Here is an 18,525-nt window from a genome sequence, read left to right as displayed (position 1 = left end):
TTAAGGGTCATTGCAACATTTATTGCAGTATTGCAACATTTGTGTTGTGCTTGTAATTAGCGCTTATAATAGTTTTATACACCGCATTTGCGGACACCATTTACTCAATGGTGTAAACTAAAAATCAAACACAAATAATTCAACTTAAACTAAACTTCTATGATTTTTAAACAATTCAATAGAATATGCATTATGCTTGCATTTCTAGGAATACAATCACTCTATGCCCAAACCGTATCTGGGGTGGTAAGTGACACTAATGGCGAGCCATTGCCTGGTGCTACAGTAGTTAAAAAGGGCAGTACAAATGGTGTGGTAACAGATTTTGATGGTAAGTATACCATTACCAATGTAGATAGTAATGATACTTTAATTGTTAGTTATATTGGTTTTACCGCAGAAGAGGTAGTTGTAAACGGTAGAACTACTATAGATATAACGCTTACGGAATCTTTAAGTCAATTAGATGAAGTTGTTGTTATAGGGTATGGTACACAACTAAAAGAACAGATTTCTGGATCGGTAGCATCCGTTAATATGGATCAACTGGAAAAAGTACCACAAGTAAGTGTAGACCAATTAATACAAGGTAGGGCTGCAGGTGTTAGTGTTACAAATAATAGTGGTAGGCCCGGGGGCGCCGTATCGGTAAGAATTCGTGGTGTGGGTTCAATTAATGCGTCATCAGAACCACTGTATATTATAGATGGTGTTCCGGTTTCTGGAGATAGTAGGGGGGCTACAGCAAACAGTTCAGGTAATCTTGCAGGTCTTAACCCTAGTGATATTGCTTCGGTAGATGTTTTAAAAGATGCTTCGGCTACTGCGATCTACGGTTCTAGAGGGTCTAATGGAGTGGTAATTATTACTACCAAGAAAGGGAAGAAATCCGGAGGTAAAATCAATTACAGCGGGTATACGGCTGTACAGCAGCCCACAAATATTCAACCGGTATTAGATTTGCCAGGATACGCGGCATTGCAGAATGAAATGAATGAAATATTTCAATTGCCCCAGCAGGTAGAATATCTAAGACCGGACTTATTAGGAAAAGGTACTAACTGGCAAAAAGAAATTTTTGATATAGCCTTTTTACAGAATCATCAGGTTTCGTTCAGTGGTGGAACCGATAAAACCCAATACTACCTGTCAACGGGATATACAAATCAGGAAGGAACGGTAAAAGGGTCTGGTTTTGATAGAACTTCGCTAAGACTAAATTTGGATTCTCAAATAACGGATAAAATAAAAGTAGGCCTAAATCTTACGGTAAGTAGAACTAATGAAAGCATAATTAATAATGGAAACACCAACGGGGTTATTGCCTTGGCTTTAAAGAGTAACCCTGGTGTAGCGGTTTTCAATGCAGATGGTTCTTATGCAGGCCCGGTTACGGCAAACGAAATTGCTTTGGCGGTGCCAAATGCCATAGCGGTTTTGGAAAACAATGATAATGATCTAAGAAAGGATCAGCTCTTAGGAAATTTATATGCAGAGATAGAACTTTTTAATAACCTTAAGTTCAGGAATGAATTTGGTGGTAATATAGGGTATAACAAGAATACCATTTTTCAAAAATCATTTGCATATGGTGCCATTTCTTTTGATAACCCTACGTTGACGAAGGTTAATCAGAATAATGATTATTACATTATTAAAAACTTACTAACCTATTCCAACCAGTTTGCCGGAAAACATAATGTTACCATTTTGGCAGGTCATGAAGCCCAAGAGTCATCTTACAATGGCGTTACGGCCAGGGGATCTGGTTTTGTGGATAATAACCAACCCACATTAAATAATGCAGATGCAGATACGTATGTAATAGATGAATACAAGGGTAGTAATGCGTTGGAATCTTATTTTGGAAGGTTAATTTACTCTTTTGATAGTAGGTATAGTGTAACGGCGTCTATTCGTGCAGATGGTTCGTCTAGATTTACAGAGGATAATAAGTGGGGCTATTTTCCATCAGTTTCAGGTGCGTGGCAGGTGTCCAATGAATCTTTCATGGAAAACTTTGATGCTGTACAAAATATAAAGTTATACGGCGGTTATGGTGAAGTGGGTAATCAGGAAATAAGTAATAATCCTTACTTGGCCTTGTTGAGGACAAATGCTACGGATCTAGGTTCTGCCTTTTCTGTGGTAAATATTCCAAATCCAGATGTTAAATGGGAAACTTCTAAACAAATAAACCTTGGTTTGGACTTTTCTCTCTTTAATAATCATTTGAATACAACTGTGGAGGTTTATAGAAAATTAAACAGTGATTTCTTGTTTCAATTAGGATTAACTGATTTTGTACTAGGTGGAACAGGGCCAGGCTCTATAGCGCCACCATGGGTTAATTTAGGTGAGATGGAAAATAAGGGTATAGATGTAACCTTAAATTTTGACACCTTGTCTACAGGAAATTTCTCATGGAACTCTACCTTGACTTTTTCGCATTATAGAAATGAGGTACTACAGTTGGTAGATGGATTGACAATCAATGGCCAAGCCAGTTTGGATGACACTAACCAAGTACTTACAGAAACAAAGGTAGGCGAGCCAATAGGTGTTTTTTATGGTTATGAAACAGATGGATTGTTCAGAACGGTAGATGATTTAAATAATGCTCCAATACAATTTGGGCAGCCTGTAGGTGATGCCAGTGTAATAGGAAGAACATGGCTGGGAGACGTAAAGTTTAAGGATGTAAACGGAGATGGGGTTGTAGATGGTTCGGATAGGACGGTAATAGGTAGTCCACATCCAGATTTCACCTTTGGTTGGCAAAATACTTTTAATTATAAGGGCTTTGATTTAGGAGTGTTTGTACAAGGGTCATATGGAAACGAGATTTTTAATGGTTTAAATAGATCGCTTACAGGAAGTAATTTAGTGTATCGTAATCAGTTAGAATCGGTTACGGATTACTGGAACATTCAAAACCCAAATGCTACCCATCCTAGGTACACAAGTAATTCAACTCCTAATATTTTAATTTCTGATAGATATGTAGAAGATGGTTCATATTTAAGAATTCAGAACGTACGGTTAGGATATCAAATTCCTGCTAAGGTGTTTGAAAAGATGGGGTTAAGTAAAGTCAATATTTATACATCTGTACAGAACTTGTACACGTTTACTAATTATTCCGGTTATGATCCAGAGGTAGGAGCCTTGAATCAAAACCCATTATTAACAGGTATGGACAACGGTAGGTACCCTATCCCAAGAACATTCACATTTGGAGTCGATATCGATTTTTAATAAAAAAATAGCTATAATCATGAAAACAATATTTAGTAAAACAATAGTAGCAGTGCTCATATTAACCTCCCTTATCTTGCTCAATTCGTGTAGTAAGGAGTTTTTGGAGAGGCCACCGGAAGATTCGCCAAGTTCTTCTGAATTTTATAGAACAACCGCCCAGATACAGGGGGCAACCAATATACTTTATAGTGTTCCTTGGTATGAGTTCATCTCTAACGTTTCTTGGTGTATTGGCGATTTGGCCGCTGGTACGGGTAGAACCTGGGATCCTAGAAACCAAGATTTTGACCTTTTTGCAATAACAGGTGAGCATAATACACTTGGCCAAGCATGGAATTCTCTTTTTGCAGTAATAGCCCATGCAAATACAATCATAAATACGGTACCGGAGAATGCCAATGCGGATGTACCAATTTCGGTTGTTAATAGTGCAGTAGGCGAAGCCAGAGCAATGAGGGCCGTAGCTTATTTTTATCTGGTCAGGATTTTTGGTTCAGTTCCAATTATTGAGAATAATTTAGAATTGGTAGACCAGAACTATATTGAAAGACATGTAGTTGCTGACATTTATACATTTATAAAGAATGATTTAAACTACGCTATTGCCAATATATCACATAATAAAGCTACTGAGCCAGGAAGAATTTCCAGTAACGGCGCAAAAGCCTTATTGGCCAAAGTTCATCTAACATTGGAAGAATATGCAGAAGCCTATAATTTATCTACTGATGTAATTGCATCTGGAGAGTTCAAGTTATTGGGTGGCACGGCAGAAGATGGTATAGCGGGTAGTTATAATGATCTGTTTTTAACCGCAAATGATAATAACCAAGAAAGTATTTTGGCTACACAGTGGACAGGTAGTGGTAAATATGCAGAGGGTAACGGCGTTCAAAGTTTATACGCTTTAGGTGGCATAACAGGTTTTGATGACGGTTGGTCTGCTATAGGCCCCTCATTGGATTTGCAGGATACCTATGAGGACAAAGTCGTTGATCAGAGGTATAAGGCAACGATTATGGAACCTAATTCTTTTTATCCAAACTTAAATGGTGGTTATACGGCACCGGACCCAAGTGGTTGTAATGCTCAAGGAACTAATGTAGCCATAAAAAAATATGTTGTAGGTACACCGGCAACAAATGGTGGTGGAGATAGAAGTAGTTACGCTAATAATATTTATTTACTTCGTTATGCAGATGTACTGTTAACGCAAGCAGAAGCAATTATAAGAGGTAACGTAGGGTCAATGTCAGAAGCGGAGACCTCCTTGAACAAAATTAGAAATCGTGCCGGTTTGGCATCTATTAGCAATCCTGATTTTGAGGATGTTTTTAAAGAACGAAAATTAGAATTTGCACTAGAAATGCAACATTGGTATGATGCTATTAGAAGAGATGATGCCTTAGAGTATTTATCTACCAGGCAACGTGGTTGGTTCAATGATACGGAACGTGGAGAAGTGGATGGTATTACAGATAGGTTTGTTCAAGTCTCTGCAAATAAATTGCTGTTTCCTTACCCAACGAACGAAACTTTGAACAATCCGGCTTTACTAGATGAACCAGTACCATATTTCAACTAAAAAATAAAGCAATGAAAAAATATATACAAAACAGAAAATATACATACAGTCTCTTAGTGGGCACATTAATGGTCCTTATTGGTTGTAATAATGAATTTAATCAGTCAGACTTGGCCGAAGTAAATATGGAGCCTCCTATTATAACGAGCGTATCTGATGCCTTGTTGGACAATACGGTACAAACTGGAGTTTTGGGAGGTGTATACTATATTAAAGGTGAAAACTTGGCCAGTTTAAAATCTATTAAATACAATGGAATGGATTCGGGTTTTAATCCTACCCTCGTAACAGAGACGTTGATTATCTCGCAAGTACCGCAAGAAGCACCTTATTTAAATGTTGCAAATAAATTAACGGTAGAAACACTTTACGGAAGTGCGGAAACAGATTTTTCCCTTTTAACGATTACAGGTTTTGACGAAGGTGTTGTTGATGGGGCCAATACGGTGACCATTAATGGTGGTGATTTTACGGATGTAGATGAGGTTTTGTTTACGTCTGGAACAGAAGAGGCAGGAAACCTTGAAGAAAAAGAGGCACGCATTATAGAAGTTACGGAAGGTGCGCTAACAGTAGAAGTTCCAGATGGTGTTGTGCAGGCATTCATTCATGTAAATGTAAACGGAGCAGTGGCACGTTCAAAGTCATATGGGTTTAATTATCCAATATTCACGGATGAAGTGATCAATGATTGGGAAATAGGTGGTTGGGATGGTACCCAAGAACTTTCTAACGAAATAGCCCTAGGGTCTACATCAATTAAAAGAGAAAGTAATAACTGGGCAGGTTTAACATTTACCGCTACGGATACTTCAGAAGATTTGGTAATTGCGGACTATAGTGCCATAAACTTTCAAATATATCCAGCTAATGAAAATACGGTAAAATTAGCATGTGGTCTTAATGACTTTGAGGCAATTGTTGAAATAAATGTAACGCCGGGTCAATGGAATAGTTTTAGTATTCCCATTTCAGATTTTTATCCAGCAGGTACCGCGCCTACTACAATAAGTAGAATAGATTTTCAAGAATTCTCAGGAGGTGATGCCCCATTCTTGTTTTATATAGATCAATTTGGATTTATAGAATAAAAAGAATAATAAACTAAAGAACGCACATTATGATATATATTCAACAAAATAAGATTACTAAGTTCTTTCTGGCAAGTTTAGTAGTTCTATCATTAAATTCATGTGATGAAGATGATGAAGTGTTTGCAGAGTCGCTAACAGCAAATCAGAACATTACAGAAATAATTGATTCTTCACCAGAAACCTCTAGCTTAAAAGCGGCATTGGAGGAATATGAATTAGATGCTACTTTATCTAACACAACGACCTACACTATTTTTGCTCCAATAAATGAAGCCTTCAATGAAGTAGACCTGTCTTCACTTACAGAAGAGGAGCGTGAACGGGTACTGTTAAATCATATTTGGAGCACGTCTACGGCAGATGTAACCTCTACTTTGCAAACAGGTTACCGTACTTCTATGGCAACAGATGCAGAAGGTAATAACCTAAGCTTTTTTATTGATAAAACAGGTGACCTAACTTTTAACGGTATGGCCTCCTTGGTAAAGGGTAAGTCAGATTTAGGAGCTACCAATGGGGTGGTTCATATGGTGAATAAATTGTTGTTACCGCCCACAATTGTTGATCACGCTTTGGCCAATCCAGACTATAATTCATTCTCGGAAGCATTAGTACAGGCAGAATTGTCGGTTGTATTGGAGGGTGATGGTCCCTTTACGGTTTTTGCCCCTAACAATGTGGCTTTTGAAATGTTGATAGCGCAATTAGATGCGGCATTTGGGTGGTCTACACTTCAGGATATACCTAAGGAAACTTTAGAGCAAGTATTGCTTTATCATGTGGTTATAGGAATGAATATGACCTCGGATGATGTAGATGGTAAGAGTCTGGAATCTGCACAAGGTGAGTCTTTTGCGGTAGCTGGGGCTACCATAGATGATGCAACATATACCAATGCGGAGATTAATCTTTTAAATATTCAATCCATTAATGGTATTATTCACGGTGTTGACAAGGTCTTGTTGCCAGATGCTATTTTTCAAGCTGTATTGGGGGCTACTTTGGATATACCTGCTAGAGTTGAAGATAGAGGGTTTACAACCTTAAGGTCTGCTATTGAGTTAACGGGAATGTCAGAAACTTGGGCTACGGAAAATTTTACCGTATTTGCGCCAAATGACGAAGCCTTTGACGGACTTTTTGCAACTATAGATAATTTTAACTCCTTGTCAGATTTTGACACACCGGAAGAAATAGAATTGCTGAAAAAATTACTGGAGTATCATTTATATGCAGGTACTTTAGTAGAATCTCAATTAATGGACGGTAATACCGTATCCACTGTTTTTGGGGATATGATAGGGGTAAGTGTAACAGATGCTATACGCTTAATGCCCTCCTTTTCAGACGCAATACCTTCTCAAGTAATTAACGCGAACATTGCGGCAAGTAATGGTATGATTCATGAAATTAACAGGGTCTTGATTCCTACAGAATTATTATCGGCCTTAGGTATAGAAGTTTCTCAAGGATGTAATGGTACACACCCTGTTGAAAATACAGATTTGGTATTTTTTGATTGGGATGAAAAAGGACCATGGTGGGGTAATGTAGTGGCAGAGAATGAAGCCGCATTATCTTTGGACGGTACTAGTTATGGTAGAATTAACATGCAGACAGGTGGGCCGGACTGGTTAGATCTATTTTGGAGAAATGGCTCTACCCTAAATGGTGCGGAAATTGTTGGCAGCAATGTAAATGATTATGTACTTAAGTTTGATATAAATATACTTGAGCCTATAGCTGATGGACAAATAAATATAAGGTTTAATGATGCGGATGGAGTAGATGCTTTTTACACATGGGCACCATGGAAAGATACAGGTGAAGCATTTACTACGGATGGATGGCAAACTATTGAAATTCCATTATCAGCCTTGGGCGTACCGGATTTTAGTTTGGTAGATAGTGAATTTGGTATGTCCTTTCAAGATGCAGACGTATTGTTGAACTTTGCTATAGACAATGTCAGGTTTGATGTTCCAGGTTATGAATGTGGAGGTCCAGATGAAGTAGATGATACCAATTTGGTATTTTTTGACTGGGATGAAAAAGGACCATGGTGGGGCAATGTAGTTGCAGAAAATGATGCTTCGTTAACCTTGGATGGTTCCTCATACGGTAGAATAAATATGTCAACTGGGGGTACTGGCTGGGTAGATATGTTCTGGAGAAATGGGTCTACCTTAAATGGTGCTGAAATTGTGGGTAGTAATATAGATGATTATGTGCTAAAATTTGATATAAATATCATGGAACCAATTAGTGCAGGTGAATTTACCATAAGGTTCAATGATGCAGATGGTGTAGATGCTTTCTATGCTTGGGCGCCCTGGAATGATACGGGTGAAGCGTTTAGTACAGATGGCTGGGAAACCATGGAGATTCCCCTATCGGTCTTAGGTGTACCAGACTTTAGTTTGGTAGATAGTGAATTTGGTATGGCATTTCAAAATGCAGATTTGTTATTGAATTTTGCTATAGATAATGTAAGGTTCGAAGAAAAATAAAAGTTTAGTTAGTTTAATTTCAAAAAAACCTCTGTTTAAACAATTAACAGAGGTTTTAATATACATTTCTATGAAAAAAGTCTATTGTAATTATAGCATATTTGCTTTTTTAATGCTTTGTTTAAGTAATGCATGTTCTTCATCTGGGAATGAAAATGCCAATGACCCTGTTCAAAAAGAAGAAATGAATCCCGTTACTGAGGTCGAGGAGGAAAATGAAGCGGAGGAAGAACCGGAAGATACCACGTCATTTTCTTCTGTCGTTGAAGAACATGGCAACTTATCCGTAAGTGGTACTAAGGTGGTAGATGATAACGGTAATGAGGTGCAATTGCGGGGAATGTCATTTTTTTGGAGCCAGTGGATCGGTAAATATTACACGAAAGAAACCGTAAAATGGTTAAAAGATGATTGGCAATGCTCTGTAGTTAGAGCTGCAATGGCCGTAGAACATGAAGGGTATCTTGAAAACCCCACAACGGAAAGACAAAAGGTAGAAATTGTTATTGAAGCGGCAATAGAGCATGGTCTATACGTAATTATAGATTGGCATGATCATGCAGCGGAAAACCACTTGGAAGAAGCTGTAAAGTTCTTTGGAGAAATTGCGGAGAAATATGGAGACTATCCTAACATTATTTATGAACCTTATAATGAGCCCCTAAATGTTTCATGGAGAGATGTTTTAAAACCTTACCATGAAGCCGTAATTGCGGAAATTAGAAAATATGATCCAGATAATTTAATTATATGTGGAACGGCAAATTGGTCGCAAGATGTGGACGATGTTATTGTCAGTAAAATTGATGATGATAATGTCATGTATACCTTACATTATTATGCCGCAACCCATAAACAGGAATTACGGGATAAGGCTCTTCTGGCATTAAATAATAATGTTCCATTGTTCGTAACGGAATATGGTGTTACTCAAGCATCAGGAGATGAATCTATTGACCAGGTAGAGGCAGAAGCGTGGTGGAGTTTTCTGGATGAGCATAAAATCTCGCATTTAAATTGGTCCATTGCAGATAAAGAGGAATTGTCTGCAGCTTTAAAAGTTGGTGCAAGTGCCAACGGTGGCTGGTCTGCGGATGATCTTACTACATCCGGTAAAATGGTTAGGGAAGAAATTAAAAGGAAAAACAAGGCATATTAATTGTATTGGAAAGATAATTATAAACCAAATGAAATTTTTAAGACTTTTCTTTTTAATGATTTTGGTTTGTTCTTGTTCCAAGGAAAGTGATGATAACGAATTTTTAAGTAGTAATAAAACCTTATATTCATTTTCAATTAAAGAACTGCCTAATGTTGTTTTTACAGGAATAAGTAAAGGTACGTTAACGGCTACTTTAGATGTTGAGGCCAACCTTAACGAACTAACAGCAGTTTATGAGGTATCTAAAGGAGCTACCGTAGAACTGAACGGTTTAATACAGAAATCTGGAGTAACCACTAATGATTTTAGCGAAACTGTAGGTTATACCATAGTTGCCGAAGATAAAAGTAAAGCAGATTTTACGGTTACCATATTGCCTTATACCAATAAGAATCCCATTGCAAATGCTGGTGCAGATGAAATCCTTTATGCGGATGCCAATACTGGAGAAATTGAGGTAACTTTAAATGCTTCAGCATCTACAGATCCAGAAAATCAATCTCTACTATATAATTGGGCATTGGCAGACGGTAGTAATTTTGAATCTGAGGTGGTACAAGTCTCTTTAGGGCTAGGTGTTCATGAAATTATGTTGACCGTAACTGATACTAAAGGAGCAACACATACAGATAATATAAGAATTGAAATACGCGAGTTGGGTACTTATGCACCAATAAATACAAATGCTACACAGCAGACCAAAAATGTATTGACCAATTTGGCAAGATTGGCCAAGGGTTCAAGATTTGCATTTGGCCAAGAGCATCCACTTTCTTTTAAGTTAGGAGAAATAAGTTATGATCTAAATACTTCAGATTGTAAAGATGTTACTGGTGATCATCCCGGAGTATTTGGAATTGATCCACATTACATGTTGTATAAGGGCGCAGATGAACGAGAATTACATATTAACGAGGCAAGGAGAGCGTACGAAAATGGTTCAATTGTAACGTTAGATTTTCATCAGACCAGTAGAACCGATGGTCAAATTTATTATGATGAAATTACGTCAACTACAGACAAAAGTTTAATGTATGACATTGTTTATAATTTAAATGGAGCTAGAGAATGGTATTTTGATGAAATGGATAGGGTGATTGATATTTTAAATAATCAGCTTGGGTTTACCGTAGTGTTTAGACCATTGCATGAAATGAACGGAGGATGGTTTTGGTGGGGAACAAGAACTAAAAATCACAGCCCGCAATTATATGTTGAATTATATAGAATGACTGTAGATTATATAAATGAAAGGTCAAATCATGTACTTTTTGCTTGGTCTCCAAATTTTCCATTTAATGATGAATACTACCCTGGAGATGCTTATGTAGATATTGTAGGTATAGATTACTATAATCCGGACAAAGCCGTTCTTAAACAAGTTTTAATAGATTTGACCTTATTTGCCAACGAACATCACAAAATAGCGGCCTTTACAGAAACGGGGCAACAAAACTATGTTTACGATAACCCCAATTTTTATACGGATACAATTCTTGCGGTAATAGAGGAAGGGGGTAGTGATATTAATATTGCTTGGGTTTTATCATGGTTCAATGCGCCTTGGGATAATAGTCAAGCAAATCTTTTTATCCCAAATGCTGAAAGTACGGATAATGTAAAAAATGATTTCATAGCTTTTAAGCAGAGTAATACCACATTATTTCAAGAAGATATGTCACTACTAAATCTTTACGAAGTAGATTATTCTAATTAATAACTGTCTATAATTTAATAAGAGTGGGCTCACTATTATTGTTCACTACAATTAGGTATTTATTTTTTCCAATGGTAATTTGTTGCAACTTTCTGGAATTGGATTTAAGATTTAAATACTCGGCATTGTTTTTAAACGTTCCTTTATTGTTGGTAAGTATATATCCAGAATTACCGTCGTACCTTATGGTTTCCACTTCAGCCTCATAGATTGCACCAATACCCAAAATATCTAGACGACCGTCATTATTTATATCCATTAGGCTAAAATCTGTGGTTGGTCCAAATTGTACGGAATTAGGTAAGCTTTTAAGTTGATATCCATTTGTACCTTCATTGATAAGTATACTAGTTGCTAAGTTGGTGGTAATAGAATGGTAACTTGCTTCAATTTTATCGGAACCGTATATGTCTACTAAGGTAGAATTTGCAAATTCTTCATAGGACTGAATTTTAGTATCTATAAAAGGCGTTTGTTGTGTTGAACATTCCTTACCTCTTGTAGGCACTAGTTTACCTTTATATTCTTTACTCAAAACCATATCAAAAGTGGTATTGTCATCCAGGTAATTTGCATACACATGTAAAGGTTTGGATATAGACGGATGAAATTTGTTGTTCTTGCCTAGATTACCAATAAGATAATCATCATCACCATCATTATCTATATCTAAAACATCAATAGATTGCCACCAACCTTTATTGCTGGAAAGAGCTTCTATGTTCAATGTTTTAAATACGCCGTTCTTGTTTTCTAATAGTGTTATTGGCATCCATTCCCCAACAACGATTAAATCTGTATCTCCATCATTATCAAAATCGGTTCTATGCATATCTGTCACCAGTCCAATATTTTCAAATTCTGGCGCTACAGACTTGGTAACATCTGTAAATTTTCCATTGTTGTTTTGTAAGATATATGAAGTAGGGGGTAAGGGATATTTTCTAGGTATTAACCTGCCGCCAACGAACAAATCTAAATCACCATCTAAATCATAATCTATGGAAATCACTTTTTTAGTGACATTGGGCATATTTGGTAAAATGTCAACTTTCTTAAAATTACCGGAACCATCATTTTCATAGATGGCATCTTGTAATAGATTACTGTTCTCCTGATCTTCATAACTTCCGTTAGCGGCATAAATATCTAAATCTCCATCATTATCAAAATCAAAAAAATGTAAGCCAATGGTTTCTGTGCCACTATCTACGTTAAAATCTTGAATAACTGTGTGTTCAAAAGTTTCGTTGCCGCGTTGTAGGTATAAGCTGTTAGCTTGGTTTTTTGCTCCACTAAATAGGATATCATCCATGCCGTCATTATTGACGTCTGCTATGGCCAAATCCGGTCCTAATTGCGAAAATTTATGGGGGAGAAGAACTTGATGTTTAAAATCATCGTAAATTGTTTCTTTATGAATAAAGTCAATACCAATGGTTTTGGGAGACATGGTTTTGTAAGTAGCGTATTTCGCTTTTACTTTTTCAAATGATTTTGGACGTGCACTATTGTGGGATATTTCTACCGTCTCATTTATTGAGATATTTTCTAATTTGGAAAGGGTGCTGTCTGGCCAAATTATTTCTATTTTATCAACCTTATTGATAGTGTCAAGTCCAAAATGTATGGCATCTTTTGTTGCGGATTGATACCCTTTTGTAAAATAGTTTTCTTTTAATTGATTTCCGTTGGCAGTGGTTATTTTTACTTGTGTGCCAATGGCGTCTATATTTATTGACGGACCTTTTAATCTTAATTTCAGATAATTTTTATTTGTATTGTTTTTATAAACCGCTGCTTTATCAGAAGAATTATTTAGGACCAAATCAAGATCACCATCGTTATCCAAATCACCATAAGCTGCACTATTGGAATTCATAGGCATATCTAAACCCCATTCTTTACCGGTGTTGATAAACTCTAAATCTCCTTTGTTGTGGAACATATAGTTACTCAATTTTTCTCCTGGCATTAATTGTTCCAGTTCTTGGATGTTCATTTGGGGGTTGTTCTGTATGGTGCTTCTAAGATTCTTTCTAAAATCTTGATTGCCTAAATCTTTTTCAATACCGTTACTAACGAAAATATCTTTTAGTCCGTCATTGTCAAAATCGGCAATTAAAGGAGCCCAGCTCCAATCGGTTTTAGAAATGTTCATTAGTTGGGCTACTTCGCTATAATTGCCTTTCCCCTGGTTTAGTTGTAAAACGTTGGACATGTACGGGTAGTGATACCCGTTGTCTACCATGTACTCAAATCCGCGAGTATCCATCGTGGCCATGTTCTCTTTACTTCTCAAATGATCTTCGGCCAACATATCTAAAACAATTAGATCAGGTAAAAGGTCATTGTTCAAATCTGCATAATCAGACCCCATGCTATTGTAGGAAATATGGTCAAATAGTTCTAACACCTTATCGGTGAAAGTCCCGTTCTTATTGTTGATGTAAAGATGATCTGGTTGTATAAAATCATTGGCTACATAAATATCTGGCCATCCATCTTCATTAAAATCACCAATAGCGGCACTAAGTCCCCATGTTTTATTTTGCAGACCGGCTAATTTGGTGACATTGGTAAAAGTGCCATTATCATTTCTAAATAATTGGTCAGAGAATTCTTCAACATAATCAACGGAATCTTTGAAATCTACCTTTCTAACATTGTTAAAGTCAGAACGATGGTTTACCAAGTATAAATCTAAGTCCCCATCTTTATCATAGTCTATGAAATAGGATTGAATGGAGAATCCTGTATGTGCAAGTCCCCATTTTTCCGCTTCATCAATAAACGTTTCATCACCTTGGTTGATGTATAATTTATTTTTTCGGAGATCGGGATTGTTGAGCGAAGCAGATTTACAGATATAGATATCTAAAAAACCATCATTATTTATATCGATAACATTTACTCCTGTAGACCACCCTTCTTGGTCCAGAACACCGGCCAATGCAGCAATTTCCCTAAATTTAAAATTACCTTCGTTTATGTATAGGGCATTTTTGCCTTCATTTGCGGTAAAATAGATATCTAAAAGATGGTCATTGTTAAAATCGCCCAATGCAACACCACCTCCATTAAAAATATCCAGGTAATTTAAAAAGTTGAAATTATTGGTTTGGGTAACCTTATTTGTAAAATGAATATTTGTTTTTGAATTGGATAGTAATTCAAATGTTGGGGTAGTTTCATTAGCTATATTCTCTTTTTTACAACTAACGGTTGCTATGGTCAATGCTAAAAAAAAGATGATGTTTTTTACTCTCATATAACCAAGTAATTTACAAAAAATGAGAGGTAAAAGCATGCAAAAATAGAGAATATATTTTCACCTTTTGTCTTAATGTTCGTTATCTGGGATTAACTATAAAGGCTGTTTTTTTCTAAAGAATGCCCTCTTTAAAATTTGGGTTTCAATGTCTTTTGTAAATAATATATTTTATAAAATTACAGCGGTAGAAATTGTTTCTCCAAAAGGTTTTAGTTCCATGTAAGTGGTTTTCACTTTTTAGTGGTAGCTATTGGTTTTCTACAAAAAAAAATACAAGTGTGTTATAGCGATGATTCATTAACCGCTTTTGTGGATGAACTTATTTGAAATTTATTTTTCAAAAAAGCTAAATACACTTCCTCCGTATTTTCTGGAGTTTGTGTAGTGTGTAAATTCAGCTAAACTTGTTCTGCTAGAATGTTCTATAATGAGTACACCATCTTCTTTTAATAGATTATTCTCAAAAACCAGATCAGGAATTTTTTCAAAATCTGAAAGGTCCATGTCATAGAAGGGGTCTGCAAAAATAATATCGAACTGTTCTGTATTACGTTGAAGAAAAGTAAAAACATCACTCTTAAAGGTGCGTATTTCCATATCTAGCTTCTCAACGGTTTTATCTATAAAATCAATGCATCCTGCATGGGCATCAATGGCAAGGATATCCTCAACTCCCCTAGATGAAAATTCATAACTAATATTACCCGTTCCCGCAAAGAGGTCCAATACCTTTAAATCTGGAAAATAATAAGTATTGTTCAATATATTGAACAGGCTTTCTTTGGCCATGTCCTTTGTTGGTCGTACCGGTAATTTTTTTGGAGCAATTAAGTTTCGCCCTTTATGTTTTCCTGATATAATGCGCATTATAATGTGTTGATAAGGGTAAAGTCCATTTGAGAAGTAAAGGTCTTTTCCATTTTAATAGATTGGGGTATAGAAGGCGTAAATATACTTAAGTGCTCAATATAAGAATAACATAGTTGATATATGGGGTCGTCTTTCTCTATGGACCCAAACATCTTTACATTGGCTGTTGCAGGGTCTAGGTTCAATTGCTCAAGTACAAATAGAAGATAATAGATAAAATCCTCTTTTGTGGAAAAAATAAAACTATTGTACAAAATTAATTTACGTTGATTAAGAACAGTTATATCCATTTGAACATCTTTGACATGAACATAGCAGACTGTATCTTGATCTTGGTTTTGATTGTTTAGTAGGGATTGTATAAGTACCGTACTGTTGTGCATATAGGTAAATTCCCCAAATAGGTCATAGATATAATTATTGATGTTCATGTACGGAACGTACACAATATTTAGGTCTTGGTTTTCTACTTCATCATAAGCTAGAACATCGTTGGCCAGCACCTTGGTGTTGAATTTCAAATATTCCATGAGGTTGTCTTCGTTGAACAAAGACTTTGGTACCAAGCCAAAAAGCGTATTTCTGTGCACTGTTACCACTTCATTGAACGTCATATGTTCAATGGCATTTTTTTTAAGGAGTTGAGCCAACTCTTCCTTTAAGGTAATAGGGTTGAGCTCCTCGGTAAATTCAATGGAGTCGGAAATTAACAAATGTTGTGTAACAGTATCTGCCACACAAAAAGAAAGTCCATTCAAGCTAACCTGAATGGACAATTTTTTAAAATGGTTATCCGCAATATCTGTACGGTTATTGATTGTTTTTCTTGTCATAAATAGCAGGCCAGTTACCGGTAGTGCTCACTTCATCAAGAGAACCTACTTTAATAGATGGTCCGTTAACCTCTTCTACACTAATTGCAGCTTTCTCACGAGCTAATAAATCTTTAGGCTGGTCATATAATACCACATCCTTATCAACTTTTACTTCAAAAACAGGGGCTTTGTATCCACTCTTTTCAACGTAACCGGCTTTCATTTCAAATTTTTCTCCGTTTGGCGCGGTAGGTACCTCCATTAAATTCTTATAACGGGTGTCCTTTTTGAAAAGGGAATCCTTTACGGAAACAAAACCTAGGGTATCAATGATCTTTACTTCCTTAAGCATGTCAATTTGATACGTTTTGTCAAATTCCATAAATGAAGAATCTCTTTGTTGGGTAATAACATATTTACCAGTATCGATAAAACGTATAAGACTATTAAAGTCATTTGCATATTTACCATTTACTGTTTTATAAGCTTCTTGGGAATTTCTAATATCTTTTAGCTTAGCTACTACTTGGGAAAAACGTTCTTGTTTTACCTCCTTAAACTTAATTGGTCCAGTAATGGAGTTATAAATTAGGTATCCTAAAGCGATACACCCAACCCAAAGTACAATCTGTATTATGGTCTTCATTTCGTATATGTTAATTTAATTTAGTGGTCTTCACAAATCTACAATTTTTTTTTAATGGTAAAAGTTTTTGGCCTAAAAATCATCTTTATCTTTGATGGCTCATGAAACCTATAACTCCCGCATCTTTCTATAGTATACTGGAATCCAAATTTCCGCATACACCAACTGCCACACAATCAGTGGCTTTACAAAAATTGGCTGCATTTACGCTATCAAATGAAAAAAACGAAGTTTTTTTACTTAAAGGTTATGCCGGTACAGGAAAAACCACTTTAATAGGCACTTTGGTGAACAGTTTATGGAAAGTTCAGAAGAAAGCAGTGCTTATGGCCCCCACGGGTAGGGCCGCAAAAGTAATGTCCAATTATTCAAAGACACAGTCGTATACCATCCATAGAAAAATATACTTTCCCAAAAAGCAAGGTGGGGGCGGAGTTCAATTTGTATTGGCCCCAAATAAACATAGGGATACTATATTTATTGTTGATGAGGCATCTATGATACCTGACGTTGCGGCTGATTCCAAACTTTTTGAAAACGGTTCTTTGCTAGATGACCTTATGATGTTCGTGTATTCCGGTCATAAATGTAAATTGTTACTTATAGGAGATACGGCTCAATTACCGCCGGTACATTTAGTTTTGAGTCCCGCATTGGATGCCGACAAAATTTCTATGGCCTATAACAAAGAGGTGGTTAGATTGGAATTGAATGAGGTAGTACGGCAAGCCGGGGATTCTGGTATCTTGGCAAATGCAACCTTATTAAGGGAACAATTACAAGGAGACTATTTTGATGAATTTAAATTTGATGTACAACCTTTTACGGATATAGTAAGGTTAATAGATGGCAATGAAATTCAAGAGGCCATAGATAGTTCCTATTCTGAAAACGGAAAGGAAGAGACCACATTTATTGTACGGTCCAATAAGCGTGCAAATTTGTATAACCAGAATATACGTGAACGTATTTTGTTTCTGGAAAATGACATTGCCGTAGGGGATTTTATGATGGTGGTAAAAAATAATTATTATTGGTTAAAGCCAAATTCAGAAGCAGGTTTTATTGCCAATGGTGATATTATTGAAGTACTGGAAATTTATGCCATTAAGGAGATTTATACCTTTAAGTTTGCCGAAGTTAAGGTGCAAATGGTAGATTACCCCAACATGCCGCCTTTTGAGACCGTATTGCTTTTAGATACTATTATGGCAGAATCCCCTTCGTTAAGCTACGAAGACGGTAATAGATTATATCAAGAAGTTATGAAAGATTATGCGCACGAATCTTCTAAGTATAAAAAGTTCTTGGGCGTAAAGAACAATAAATACTTTAATGGATTACAAGTAAAATTTTCCTACGCAATTACATGCCACAAATCTCAAGGAGGGCAATGGAACACAGTTTTTGTAGAGCAGCCTTATTTGCCAAACGGTATGGATAAAGAATATTTAAGATGGCTATATACCGCAGTAACAAGGGCAAAGCATACATTATATCTAATTGGCTTTAAGGATGATTTTTTTGTTGATTAATAAAAGATTATTTTAGTCAATATGGTATTTTAAATTGACCAATTAATTAAACAAGG

Annotated in this window: 11 protein-coding genes; 7 read left to right on the top strand and 4 right to left on the bottom strand. The window is 36.2% G+C overall.

Going from position 1 to position 18,525, the window contains the following annotated elements; translation table 11 throughout:
* The first annotated feature begins 159 nt into the window (after window positions 1-159).
* From ABVM52_RS01915 to ABVM52_RS01890, 6 genes are all read left to right on the top strand, one after another.
* Complete coding sequence (locus ABVM52_RS01915) at window positions 160-3,258, top strand: SusC/RagA family TonB-linked outer membrane protein (RefSeq protein WP_405383175.1); 3,099 nt, start codon at window positions 160-162, stop codon at window positions 3,256-3,258.
* A 19-nt stretch (window positions 3,259-3,277) separates the two neighbouring features.
* Entirely contained in the window at window positions 3,278-4,846 is a 1,569-nt protein-coding gene (locus ABVM52_RS01910; protein WP_405383173.1) for a RagB/SusD family nutrient uptake outer membrane protein, read from the top strand.
* 11 nt (window positions 4,847-4,857) lie between these two features.
* Entirely contained in the window at window positions 4,858-5,937 is a 1,080-nt protein-coding gene (locus ABVM52_RS01905) for a hypothetical protein (protein WP_405383171.1), read from the top strand.
* A gap of 29 nt (window positions 5,938-5,966) precedes the next feature.
* Window positions 5,967-8,450 (top strand): glycan-binding surface protein, encoded by a 2,484-nt coding sequence (locus ABVM52_RS01900; RefSeq protein ID WP_405383169.1) that lies wholly within the window; start codon window positions 5,967-5,969, stop codon window positions 8,448-8,450.
* 70 nt (window positions 8,451-8,520) lie between these two features.
* Entirely contained in the window at window positions 8,521-9,609 is a 1,089-nt protein-coding gene (locus tag ABVM52_RS01895) for a glycoside hydrolase family 5 protein (protein WP_405383167.1), read from the top strand.
* A 28-nt stretch (window positions 9,610-9,637) separates the two neighbouring features.
* A complete protein-coding gene (locus ABVM52_RS01890; RefSeq protein WP_405383165.1) occupies window positions 9,638-11,329 on the top strand; it encodes a glycosyl hydrolase in 1,692 nt (563 codons plus the stop codon).
* A gap of 7 nt (window positions 11,330-11,336) precedes the next feature.
* Here ABVM52_RS01890 and ABVM52_RS01885 read toward each other — a convergent pair whose 3' ends face one another.
* From ABVM52_RS01885 to ABVM52_RS01870, 4 genes are all read right to left on the bottom strand, one after another.
* Window positions 11,337-14,600, bottom strand: a complete 3,264-nt coding sequence (locus tag ABVM52_RS01885; protein WP_405383163.1) for a VCBS repeat-containing protein — start codon at window positions 14,598-14,600, stop codon at window positions 11,337-11,339.
* A gap of 333 nt (window positions 14,601-14,933) precedes the next feature.
* Window positions 14,934-15,470, bottom strand: a complete 537-nt coding sequence (locus ABVM52_RS01880; RefSeq protein WP_405383161.1) for an RsmD family RNA methyltransferase — start codon at window positions 15,468-15,470, stop codon at window positions 14,934-14,936.
* Window positions 15,470-16,306 carry a DUF3822 family protein gene (locus ABVM52_RS01875; protein ID WP_405383159.1) on the bottom strand — a complete coding sequence of 279 codons (837 nt, stop codon included), beginning with the start codon at window positions 16,304-16,306 and terminating at the stop codon, window positions 15,470-15,472. Before ABVM52_RS01875 ends, ABVM52_RS01880 begins: the two co-directional genes overlap by 1 nt.
* Complete coding sequence (locus ABVM52_RS01870) at window positions 16,284-16,934, bottom strand: hypothetical protein (RefSeq protein WP_405383157.1); 651 nt, start codon at window positions 16,932-16,934, stop codon at window positions 16,284-16,286. The genes ABVM52_RS01875 and ABVM52_RS01870 overlap by 23 nt, the downstream gene beginning before the upstream one ends.
* A 101-nt stretch (window positions 16,935-17,035) precedes the next feature.
* On the opposite strand from ABVM52_RS01870, the gene ABVM52_RS01865 reads away from it, so the two are divergent.
* Window positions 17,036-18,469: an ATP-dependent RecD-like DNA helicase gene (locus ABVM52_RS01865; RefSeq protein WP_405383155.1), complete on the top strand. Its 1,434-nt coding sequence runs from the start codon at window positions 17,036-17,038 to the stop codon at window positions 18,467-18,469.
* The last annotated feature ends 56 nt before the right edge of the window (window positions 18,470-18,525 follow it).

Source organism: Maribacter sp. LLG6340-A2, from assembly GCF_045057105.1.
Classification (GTDB): domain Bacteria; phylum Bacteroidota; class Bacteroidia; order Flavobacteriales; family Flavobacteriaceae; genus Maribacter.
Note: the sequence above shows the minus strand (reverse complement) of the source record. Positions and strands in the feature narration are given on the sequence as shown.

Coding starts and splice junctions, on each gene's coding strand:
- ABVM52_RS01885 (WP_405383163.1), bottom strand. CDS start 14,600: ATGAGAGTAAAAAACATCATCTTTTTTTTAGCATTGACCATAGCAACC.
- ABVM52_RS01910 (WP_405383173.1), top strand. CDS start 3,278: ATGAAAACAATATTTAGTAAAACAATAGTAGCAGTGCTCATATTAACC.
- ABVM52_RS01865 (WP_405383155.1), top strand. CDS start 17,036: ATGAAACCTATAACTCCCGCATCTTTCTATAGTATACTGGAATCCAAA.
- ABVM52_RS01875 (WP_405383159.1), bottom strand. CDS start 16,306: ATGACAAGAAAAACAATCAATAACCGTACAGATATTGCGGATAACCAT.
- ABVM52_RS01890 (WP_405383165.1), top strand. CDS start 9,638: ATGAAATTTTTAAGACTTTTCTTTTTAATGATTTTGGTTTGTTCTTGT.
- ABVM52_RS01905 (WP_405383171.1), top strand. CDS start 4,858: ATGAAAAAATATATACAAAACAGAAAATATACATACAGTCTCTTAGTG.
- ABVM52_RS01915 (WP_405383175.1), top strand. CDS start 160: ATGATTTTTAAACAATTCAATAGAATATGCATTATGCTTGCATTTCTA.
- ABVM52_RS01895 (WP_405383167.1), top strand. CDS start 8,521: ATGAAAAAAGTCTATTGTAATTATAGCATATTTGCTTTTTTAATGCTT.
- ABVM52_RS01900 (WP_405383169.1), top strand. CDS start 5,967: ATGATATATATTCAACAAAATAAGATTACTAAGTTCTTTCTGGCAAGT.
- ABVM52_RS01880 (WP_405383161.1), bottom strand. CDS start 15,470: ATGCGCATTATATCAGGAAAACATAAAGGGCGAAACTTAATTGCTCCA.
- ABVM52_RS01870 (WP_405383157.1), bottom strand. CDS start 16,934: ATGAAGACCATAATACAGATTGTACTTTGGGTTGGGTGTATCGCTTTA.